This window comes from Curtobacterium sp. ISL-83, from assembly GCF_018613895.1.
Lineage (GTDB): Bacteria > Actinomycetota > Actinomycetes > Actinomycetales > Microbacteriaceae > Curtobacterium.
Map to the genome: position 1 here is coordinate 1 of NZ_JAGGPH010000028.1, position 7,299 is coordinate 7,299.

The following is a 7,299-nucleotide window of genomic DNA, read 5'->3' on the forward strand; positions in this document are numbered from 1 at the left end:
AACGACCCCTTGAAACCGCCGACCGGCTACCGAGACATCTCGGTGGGTAGCCTTCGTTCATGGGTCCAGCGTGCGCGCACATCCTCTTCGCGCTCGCTTTGGCGCTCGGAACCGCGACGACACTGTTGGGTTTGGTCTGCGGTGGCGTCGCCTCTTGGAGGGGGTGTGATGGGAAGTGAGATGCGGAACGCGGCTCACGGTGATGGGGGCTATGCGGGGCTTCTGAAGGGTGGGGGTTCCCCGGGGATATTCGCCGCGGTGTTCGTCGGTTCGTTGCCGTTGGGAATGCTTCCAGTGGGGCTCGTCCTCGCAGTTCAGAGTTGGACTGGATCATTCGGTGCCGCTGGTCTCGCGGCAGCGGGGTTCTCGGGTGGGAACGCAGTTGGGCTGATCGTGCAGGGGTGGGCGATCGACCGGTTCGGCGCTCGTCGGACGTCGTCCGTCACAGCGGTCCTGTTCGTGGGAACCGTGACGCTCTTCATCGCATTCGGCAATTCGGGCGCCTCCTCGACGTTGTTCCTGTCCGCGGTCGTGTTGTCCGGTGTGTTCCTGCCCGAGATCACGACGGCGGCTCGTTCGTGGCTGGCGCGGTCCTCGTTCGATGCGCCGACTCGCGTTGCCGGCTACGCCCTTCTGGGAGCCTGTTTCCAGGGAGGGATCGTCCTTGGGCCGCTGCTCGTCTCGTCCCTGTTCCACCCAAAGGCCTCAACAACGCCGTTGGTGGCCGGGAGTGTGATGGCGCTGCTCGGAGTCGGGATCTACCTGTGGGCATCGTTCCGGAGTGACGACTCGGCGCACGGGGACGGCGGCGCCCGCCCGAGCGAGTCGGCGAGACGGGTCCCGGCAGGCGGCCTCGGGCGGATCCTGCTCATCGCTGCGTTGACGGGGGCTCCGGGCGGGGTCCTCGTCGTCATCGCGCCACGAGCTGCGCACGTGAACGGATCAGTCGCCGTCGCTGGGATCCTGCTCGCGGCACTCGCAGCGGGCGAGGTGCTCAGTTCCCTGGGTTTCGGATTGGTTCATGCTCGGTTGTCCGCCCGTGTGCAACTCGTGGTCGCGTTGACGGCCAGCAGCGTCGCCTTCATCGTGGCGGCGATCGCGTCGCCGAGTGTGTGGCTGCTCACTGGAGCGTTCCTCCTGATCGGGATCACTGCTGGACCGTCCGCGGTCTTGTTGTCGAGCATGACGGAGGCTGCTGTGGCTCCCAAAGCGATCGGACGAGCATCGGGCACACGAATTAGTCTCACGCTGCTCTCGACGGCGGCGGGGAGTGCGGTCGCCGGCGCTGTCCCGCTCCCGCTCGGGTTTGTGCTGGCGTTCACGGCGCTCCCGTTCCTGGCTGCTGCCGTCGTAGCGGGCTTCGCCGGGGTGAAACATCGATGACGCGGCCGACCGGCACAGCCCATCGTGCGTCCAGCCGCGCCCTCCTCCTGCACGGACGGCATCCGCCTACGGGAGTTTGGCGAGCATCGGATGACTGCGGTCACGGTCGGACAACAGAGCTTCCTCGAGGGGAATCGGCCATTCGACGGCAGCGTCCGGGTCGGCAAGGTTGACGAAGGTTGCTGATTCGTACGCCGCCGCGGACCAGTGCTCGTCCACGCTATAGAGGTAGTGGAGGTCGGTCAGGCATTGGTAAGAGTTGGCAACACCGGCAGGCACGTACACCGCGGTTTCGTCGGTGAGCTCGACGGTGACTACCGACCCGAAGGTGGCTCCGGCCCGCACATCGAGGTACGCGCCGAAAGCGGAACCGTCGACGAGGGAGATGTACTTGGCCCACGGTTCGGCGTGGAAACCGCGAGTGGAACCGCGCTTGTTGAACGCGACGCTCGTTTGCACAACTCTGAAGCTTTCCGGGAGGCCGGCGTCGAGAAGCTTCGCGCGATGAAACTTCTCCTGGAACCAGCCACGGTCATCACCCACCTTGCTCACTGAGAAGACGTGAAGGCCCGGGATTGCCGTCGTACGGCCGTGTACTTGCGTCGTCGCAACCATCAACCCAACGTAGCTCCGAAAGGACACCCGGCCACAAGCCTTGGACGTGCGACGAGGATCTGCGCGTTGCCAGGCTCCGAGCGCACACGTCATCGTGCAGCTGACGAGGTGCATCCAACGTTCGTGGGAGCGGAATATTGCTCAGGTCGAACCACCCGACTCTGCATGTTCGGTAGACGATCCCCTACCGGTGCGATCGTCCGCATGGTCCTGGGTCGCTAGCGTGGACGGATGGCAACCGTCGCGAAGTACGACGTTCTCTGGGACGAGGCGCATCGGTCTCTCAAGGAGGGCAGCCTCGGAGTCGATCACTCACCCGTCGACGGTGACCGGCGCTGGGGGCTCAGCCTTGTCCTGCTTCCGCCGACTCACACTGCTGACGCGGTGGCCGCGGCCGCCGCCGACCTCCGCAGTCTCTACGAGGGCACGCACCACATCTACAACGGCGCCGACCTGCACCTGACGGTCACGAGCCTGGAGCCCTACCGTGCCGAGGTCGCGCAGACGACGATCGATCACTACGTCGACGCGGTCGAGCGTGCCCGCGGACTGCTTGACGTTCAAGTCCGGTTGGTCGGGCTCGGCGGCTCACCTGCCGGCCTCTTCGTGCAGGGCTTCGACGACGACAGCCTCGCACCGATCCGGCGACAGATGCGCAAGACTGCGGCGGATCTGCACGACGGGGTCGCTCCGCCGACGGCGTTCATCCGCGACACCGCTCACATCTCCATCAGCGTTCACCGGGAAGCAGTACCCGAGCCGTTCGCGGCCGAATATGTTCAGCGACACAGGCACACCCAGTTCGGCGACATGGCGGAAGCCACCGTCGCGCTCGTGCGGTATCGGTCGTCGAAGGACTCGATGAGGGTCGAAGTCCTTCATACCGTCCAGTAGCCGATCCCCTACCGGGATGGCTCCGCGCCAAGCGTCGGGTAGAAGTACTCCTGTCCGCCGATGGAACGGGTTCCTCAGGAGTTGGTGGGCCAGTCGCGTGCGAGTGCAGACATGATCACCTCGTCGTGGAAGTGGCCGTCGTGGAACGTGGCTTCGCGGCGCACTCCTTCTTCCCGGTAGCCGACCTTGCCGTAAACGGCTCGTGCCCGTTCATTGAACGCGTGCACCTGGATCTCGATGCGGTTCAGCCCCATCTCTCGAAAGCCGTACTCCGTCAGCAACCGGACGGCATCGGTGCCGTAACCGCGATCGACGTGTTCGCTGCCGACCATCACTGCCAACGTCGCAGCCCGGACGGGAAGCGTCGCGCCGAAGAGCGTCGCGTGGCCGACAAGCTGGCCTGAGACGCGGTCAACGACACTGAATCCGACGTCACCGCTGCGTTCGTTCGTGCTCCAGTTGCGGAACATCTCGGCCACCGGTTCGGCTGGCCGCGGGCGCACGATCATCTGTTGGAGCACCGCCCACTCCGGCTCGCGCCACCAACGGACCAGGTCAGGGAGGTCGACATCCTCGAGCGCGCGGAACCGGACCCGTTCCCCTTCGAACAGCGTCGATCCATAGCGTTGTGCGTCAGCGGTCCCGGTCCACGTCATGCACCGACTCTTTCACGACCGTCCCTCAAGCTGGCGCCCTACCACCTGACAGCTCCGATCCGCGCCACACTGTCCCGGATGACGATCCTCGAACGGGTGAACCCGGCCGTGTTACACGTCGACCTTGTAACCGAGCGCGAGGTCTTCGGCGTTGTCGCCCCGGATGCCCCAGTTCACCTTCGGTGTCTCGGTGATGGTGATCTCCACGCTGTGCGGCGCGATCCCGACTTTTGACTCGATTCGCGCGTAGAGCTCGCTGACCAGTGCTCGCTTCGCCGCAGCGCTCCTGCCCTCGAACATCGAGATCTCGATGATCGTGTACTCGTCGCCGCGATCCTCGGGGTAGATGAAGCCCGCCGGATCGAGGCCGACGAACCGGTGGAAGCGCTTCTCGGGCGGGTAGTCGAGCGCCGCCATCACCGCGCCGTGGATCGCGTCGGAAAGTGCGACGCGGTGCACGTCCAAGGAGGCTCGCTGCCCGTAGACGATCACCTGTGCCATGGCGAGACCCTACCCAAGACCGGGCCCGAAGCCCGTCTCGGTAGACGATCCCTTTGCGAGAATGAACCGTGCCTGTCTACCTGCGACCTTGGTCAACCGATGATGCGCGGGACTGCTGCAGGTTTGGTTGGCTCGTTCGTTTAGGCCGCGAGGGCGACCCGTGGGTTGATGATGGTCTCGTACTCGATCGGGGTCAACTTTCCCAGACCTCGCTGGTGCCGTTTCCGGTGGTACGTGCCCTCGATCCAGGTGATGATCGCCAGTCGGAGCTCGTCCCGGGTCGCCCATCGTTTCCGGTTCAGGACGTTCTTCTGCAGCAGGGCGAAGAACGATTCCATCGCCGCGTTGTCCGCGCACGCTCCGACCCTCCCCATTGATCCGAGCAGTCCGGCATCGTTCAGCGCGCGGACGAACTTCTTCGACCGGAACTGGCTACCTCGGTCCGAGTGCACGACAGTCCCGGCCGGGTTCCGGCGATGCACCGCCATTTGCAGGGCCGCGACGGCGAGCGAGGACCGCATTCGGTCGCTGATCGAATAGCCGACGATGCGGCGTGAGCACGCGTCTTTCACGGCGCAGAGGTAGAGCTTGCCCTCACCGGTCGGGTGCTCGGTGATGTCGGTCAGCCACAGCTTGTCGAGATCCGGTGCTGTGAACGCCCGCCGGACCCGGTCGTCGTGCACCGGCGGCCCCGCCTTCCGATTCAGGCCTCGCTTCTTCGCATGCAGCGACCAGAGCCGCTGCTGCGAGCACAACCGCCAGACCCGCCGCTCCGATGCGCGATGGCCGGCAGCAGTTAGGTCGTCAGCGATGAATCGGTACCCAAACGTCGGGTCGTCGCGGTGCGCGTCGATAGCGGCGTTGGTCAGGTGAGCGTCATCCCAGTCACGGCGGGACACCGGACTGGCGCGCCATCGGTAGAACGCTTGCTTCGAGAAGCCCAACACCCGGCAGGCCACCGCGACCGGGATCCGATCGGCGGCAAGTTCGAGGACCAGCGGGTAGATCATTTTGGGAGTTGCGACTGGGCGAAGTACGCAGCCGCTCGGCGGAGGATCTCGTTCTCCTGCTCGAGCAGCCGGATCCGTTTCTGCGCTTCCCGCAGCTCGGCCTGCTCGACCGCTTTCGCCGAGGGCAGCGCGACGGAACCGATCCCGTCGTCGCGGTCCGCGAGCCGCAGCCAACGGGCCAGACAGGACTCGGACACGCCGAAGTCCTTCGCGACCTGCCGCACCGACGTCTCGCCCTTCCGGGCGACCGCGATCACATCGCGGCGGAACTCTTCCGGATACGCCTTCACCATGGCGCACATCCTTCCAGCAGGAGCCCATGCCCCTACCTCTCAGGAGTCAACCGAACATGCAGCAGTCCCCGCCGGCGCTGCTGACCGCCCGATGGTCGAGTACGGATCTGGACACACAGTTCTCCGGCGTGGACCTGATGAACGAAGCGCAAGCCGCCGACTACATCGACACGTTTCTCGCGTTCGACGACCGGAGGAAGAACTGGGCGGTCATCGAAGACGGTGTCGCCGTTGGAAACGTGGGACTCTCCGCGATTGAGATGCGACACGGGACTGCGTGGGCGTACTACTGGCTGGCCGAAGGAGTCCGGGGCCGTGGCTATGCAAAGCATGGGCTGCAGGCGGTCGCAGAGTGGGCGTTCGACGCGGGCCTTTTCCGGCTCGAGCTCGGGCATCGAGTGAACAACCCCGCGTCGTGCCGAGTTGCCTCAGCGGCAGGATTCGCGGCGGAAGGCTTAGAGCGTCAGAAGCTGCACTACGGCGCTGAGCGCTTCGACGTGGAGACGCACGCACGCCTCGCAACCGACCCCAAACCAATCACAGCCTCGCTCCCATTCCAGTGAGCCCGGTGGCCGATCGTCATCCGGACGCTCGACTGGGTAAGAGTCGGTCAACAGGTCGGTCAGTTGGGTTGGGACGGGCTCGCAACCGCTTGCAGGGCACTCACCTGATCGTGAGTCAGGCCGAGGGTGAGCAGATAGCCGGCGATGTCACCGTGGGTCGATTCCAAATCGTGGACGACCTGTAGAAGCGCGGCCGGATCGGCGCTGATCATGCGTTGCGTTTGGCTGGGGTTTGACGACTCTCGAAGCTCAGCTTCGAACGCGGTCTGCATGTTCTCGCCACTGAGGTGGTAGTCGTGTGCGAGCTCGTTGTCTGAGGCGCCCCACAACCGGGACAGGATCGCGACCACTATGCCCGTTCGGTCCTTCCCTGCGGAGCAGCACACGAGTGTGGCGGCTGACGGTTCCGCGCATGCCTGGAGGATCGCTGCGACGTTGGAGCTGTTTTGAGCGAGCCAGAATCGGTACAGCTCATCGAGATCGTATTCGGGGAGCGTCGGTCGGCTGTGTTCCTCGGAGTGCAGGGGAAGGTTCTGGTACCCCGGCGAGGCTCGAAGCGCGTGAGGGTTTCGCTTTGTCTCGGTCGGCGTGCGGAGATCGATCACGGTCACTCCCGCGTCTGGAAGCGGGTAGTCCCCGGGGGCGGCACTGGGTGGTGTGTTGGATCGGAAGAAACGAGGCGTGCCCTGCCAGTGCTCGTGGCCGAGGACAGGGCGAAAGTTTGAACGTCCCATGACTGCGCAGGCTAACGCTTGCGCCTCACCTCCCAGCGGTGACGCTGTCCGGTAGACGATCCTCTACCGGAACGCTCACGGGGCCGCGGGGGAGGATGTGCCGGACGGCCGCCCGGACTCGACGCGCTGATCTGGCGTCCGTCCTCGACCGCGCTTCCGCAGCGCGGCGCCGCTACGATTCGAGCATGGTGACCCACGCGGAGCCGACGCCGATCGTGTGGACGTCACCCGTTCCGCCGCGACGTCGCGTGCGCGGCTCGGTGATGACAGCCTCAGCGGTGCTCCTCCTGGTGTTGGCTCACGCTGCGTTCCTCATCGATCTGCACAACCTCGGCACGACCCCCGACTCGTGTGAGGTGTACTGCGCGACTGTCCCGGCAGTCGAGGTGCCGGCCCTGCTCGGATACCCCCTGCTCGACCTGCTGTGCGGTGTGGCTGCGTGCGTGCTCCTCGCGGTCCGCGGCCCGCGCCAGGTACTCGCCTGGGTCCTGCTCGCGACCGTGCCAATGCAAGTGGTCATGCTCATCGAGGTGAGCCTCACGCTCCGTGTCCTGAGCTAAGTACGCGAGTCCTTACCAATAGGTGCGCTCCGCGCTGGACGACCTCGGCACCCCGCTACACAAGCAACGAAGCTCTACCGATCAGCACCA

At 65.3% G+C, this 7,299-nt stretch carries 9 protein-coding genes; 4 read left to right on the forward strand and 5 right to left on the reverse strand.

Translation table 11 applies throughout. The features are described 5' to 3' along the window. Positions 1-1,383: MFS transporter (locus J7E22_RS16950; RefSeq protein ID WP_214983017.1), on the forward strand; the 1,383-nt coding region annotated here is incomplete at its 5' end. A 66-nt stretch (positions 1,384-1,449) separates the two neighbouring features. On the opposite strand, the gene J7E22_RS16955 is transcribed toward J7E22_RS16950, so the two are convergent. After that, positions 1,450-1,998, reverse strand: a complete 549-nt coding sequence (locus J7E22_RS16955) for a dTDP-4-dehydrorhamnose 3,5-epimerase family protein (RefSeq protein ID WP_214983018.1) — start codon at positions 1,996-1,998, stop codon at positions 1,450-1,452. Between the two features lie 231 nt (positions 1,999-2,229). Here J7E22_RS16955 and J7E22_RS16960 point away from each other — a divergent pair, with 231 nt between their 5' ends. Next, the gene (locus J7E22_RS16960) at positions 2,230-2,892 is read left to right on the forward strand and encodes a hypothetical protein (protein ID WP_214983019.1); all 663 of its coding nucleotides are present in this window, start codon (positions 2,230-2,232) and stop codon (positions 2,890-2,892) included. Between the two features lie 74 nt (positions 2,893-2,966). Here J7E22_RS16960 and J7E22_RS16965 read toward each other — a convergent pair whose 3' ends face one another. The 3 genes from J7E22_RS16965 to J7E22_RS16975 all read right to left on the reverse strand — a co-directional run bounded on the left by J7E22_RS16965 (position 2,967) and on the right by J7E22_RS16975 (position 5,352). Further along, positions 2,967-3,548 carry a GNAT family N-acetyltransferase gene (locus J7E22_RS16965; protein WP_214983020.1) on the reverse strand — a complete coding sequence of 194 codons (582 nt, stop codon included), beginning with the start codon at positions 3,546-3,548 and terminating at the stop codon, positions 2,967-2,969. Between the two features lie 111 nt (positions 3,549-3,659). After that, positions 3,660-4,049 carry a tautomerase family protein gene (locus J7E22_RS16970; protein WP_214983021.1) on the reverse strand — a complete coding sequence of 130 codons (390 nt, stop codon included), beginning with the start codon at positions 4,047-4,049 and terminating at the stop codon, positions 3,660-3,662. A gap of 140 nt (positions 4,050-4,189) precedes the next feature. Continuing rightward, positions 4,190-5,352 (reverse strand): IS3 family transposase gene (locus tag J7E22_RS16975; RefSeq protein ID WP_374193289.1). Its coding sequence is split into 2 segments (ribosomal slippage): positions 4,190-5,070 and positions 5,070-5,352, totalling 1,164 coding nucleotides; the frame shifts between segments, so codons are not numbered across the junction. 56 nt (positions 5,353-5,408) lie between these two features. On the opposite strand from J7E22_RS16975, the gene J7E22_RS16980 reads away from it, so the two are divergent. Next, on the forward strand, positions 5,409-5,915 hold the full coding sequence (locus J7E22_RS16980) for a GNAT family N-acetyltransferase (protein ID WP_214983023.1): 507 nt from the start codon (positions 5,409-5,411) through the stop codon (positions 5,913-5,915). Positions 5,916-5,974: 59 nt separating this feature from the next. Here J7E22_RS16980 and J7E22_RS16985 read toward each other — a convergent pair whose 3' ends face one another. Beyond that, complete coding sequence (locus tag J7E22_RS16985) at positions 5,975-6,649, reverse strand: tyrosine-protein phosphatase (RefSeq protein ID WP_214983024.1); 675 nt, start codon at positions 6,647-6,649, stop codon at positions 5,975-5,977. A 185-nt stretch (positions 6,650-6,834) separates the two neighbouring features. Here J7E22_RS16985 and J7E22_RS16990 point away from each other — a divergent pair, with 185 nt between their 5' ends. Beyond that, entirely contained in the window at positions 6,835-7,209 is a 375-nt protein-coding gene (locus J7E22_RS16990; protein WP_214983025.1) for a hypothetical protein, read from the forward strand. The last annotated feature ends 90 nt before the right edge of the window (positions 7,210-7,299 follow it).